1 protein-coding gene and 2 pseudogenes are annotated in these 1,958 nt (G+C 59.7%); 2 read left to right on the top strand and 1 reads right to left on the bottom strand.

The window, feature by feature from the left end; all coding sequences use genetic code 11:
• Window positions 1-138: pseudogene (locus G0A00_RS26215) on the top strand (IS3 family transposase); the annotation flags it as partial.
• 236 nt (window positions 139-374) lie between these two features.
• Here G0A00_RS26215 and G0A00_RS26210 read toward each other — a convergent pair.
• A complete protein-coding gene (locus G0A00_RS26210) occupies window positions 375-1,631 on the bottom strand; it encodes an IS110 family transposase (RefSeq protein WP_164185606.1) in 1,257 nt (418 codons plus the stop codon).
• Window positions 1,632-1,767: 136 nt separating this feature from the next.
• Between G0A00_RS26210 and G0A00_RS26205 the strand changes: the two are divergent.
• Window positions 1,768-1,958, top strand: a pseudogene (locus tag G0A00_RS26205) (transposase); the annotation flags it as partial.

Raw genomic sequence — 1,958 nt, 5'->3', positions numbered from 1 at the left:
CTCAACATCCTCGATGAATATACGCGGGAGGCGTTAATGATCCGTGTCGACAGACGGCTGAACTCCACCGATGTTGTGGACGCCCTGACGGACCTGTTCATCCAGCACGGCCCGCCGCGGTTCATCCGGTCCGACAACGTCCTATGTCAGGAAAATCTAGCTGCTTAGGTCAGCAGGTCGTGTGGCATCCGGCTGTCCGGATACCCTGATAAGGTTGCCCAGACGGGCTCTGCCGTCAAGAAATGATCTCATCCATAGCAAACACAGGGTACGCGCGCTGGCGGCCCTCACCGTCCTTAATACGAGATCCCAAATCCTAAGCAAAAGGCCCGAACATTATCTACGAGGTCAGGTAGCCTGCCTCCACGGCTCAGTCAGAGAGAGGTCCTTCCGCCTGGGCTCACCCCCTCGAAGAAGGGGCGATAGGGTTCGCCGTGATTGACAACGGCGTGTACGGTGCGCGCCATCTTGGCCGCGATTGCGGTGTAGGCCTTGCGACGCAGATGGGCGTTGTGTCGGTCCTTCGAGATGTAGCGTTCGAACTTGTCCCGGAAGCTGTTGGTCCGCTTTAGCACGGCTGTCTGTCCTGCGATCCAGAGCGTGCGCCGGAGCCGGGCATTGCCGTACTTCGAGATGCGGCTCTGACCACGGAACATGCCGGACTGCACGGTGGCAAGATCCATGCCGCAGAACTTCAGGAACTGCCGATGATGCCGAAATCGGCGTAGGTCACCGGCCTCGGCCAGGATGGTCATGGCATTGATCGGACCAATGCCGGGGATGGTTGTCAGTAGCTGATAATCCGGCAGATCGGAGAGCAGCGCGACCGCCCGGGCCTCGATCTCGTTGCGCTGGCGGACGAGGCTTCTACCTTCGGAAAGGACCAGGCGGAACATGCGAACGGCGTCGGAATCCGGTTCCACGGGCAATCCAACAGAGTTGACCGCCGTAGCGTAAATATCTGAAAGCAGGCGATCTTTGGCGACCTTCCTGCCCACCACCTGCCAAGCGTCTGCGATGAAGGCTTCCTGGCTCATGGCCGTGATCATCGTCGGTGTCGGATACCTCTCGAGGAAGGCCAGGAACCAATCGGTTCGTGAGCTTCGGTAAAACCGCTCGGCTTCGGGGAAGTAGAGCGGCAGGTAATGCGTTAGGATCCGGTGCCACAGCTCGGTCTTCGAACGAGAGACGATCTCGTGCGTCTTCGACAACTCCTGAATATCGGCGGTCCCGACGACCAGCGGGTCGTGGAAGAACTGCACGGCGCCGATCTCCAGCATGTGCAGGATGACCTGGGCATCCTTCGGGTCGTTCTTATCCCAACTGTTGTGCAGGGCCTCGCGGGTTCGGGCGAGGCCGACGGAAGAAATGAGCTTAAGGTCGAAACCGGCCTGTCCGAGATGATGCGCCAGCGGCCGATGATAGTTGCCGGTCGCCTCGAACCCGATCCGCACTGGCAGCTCGTAACTGGCCAGACTCGCGGACAAGCGCTGGAAGTCTTCCAACGTGTTCATGATCGTCATTCGCCGACGGCGCTTCTTGCCCGGGATGGCGATCAGGACCTCGTGCCGGTGCTTGGAAATGTCGATGGCGACCAGCAAGGTCGCAGCGGTAGAATGGATGGCGGTCATAGCCGGTCTCCTCAGCGGTGTGGTTGTGCAAAACCACTGTTGAGACCTGAGACCAGGTTATGGCCACACGCTGCGCTATTTGGGGGCTGCGCGCGTGGCCATAACCTATAAACAGCGCTTCTTCCCGACGTGCTACGGCCCGGAGTTCATCGCGCAGAAGGTGCGCGACTGGATCGAGCTGGTGGGCGCGAAGACTGCCTACATCGAGCCGGGGTCACCTTGGGAGAACGGCTATTGCGAGAGCTTCAATGCGCGATTCCGGGATGAGCTGCTGAATGGCGAGGTCTTCTACTCGTTGAGGGAGGCGCAAATCCTCATCGAAAGATG

The organism is Salipiger sp. PrR002 (assembly GCF_010500775.1).
In the GTDB taxonomy this organism is placed as follows: Bacteria; Pseudomonadota; Alphaproteobacteria; order Rhodobacterales; family Rhodobacteraceae; genus Salipiger.
The sequence above is the reverse complement of the archived record's forward strand: the minus strand, read 5'-3'. Positions and strand labels throughout refer to the sequence as shown.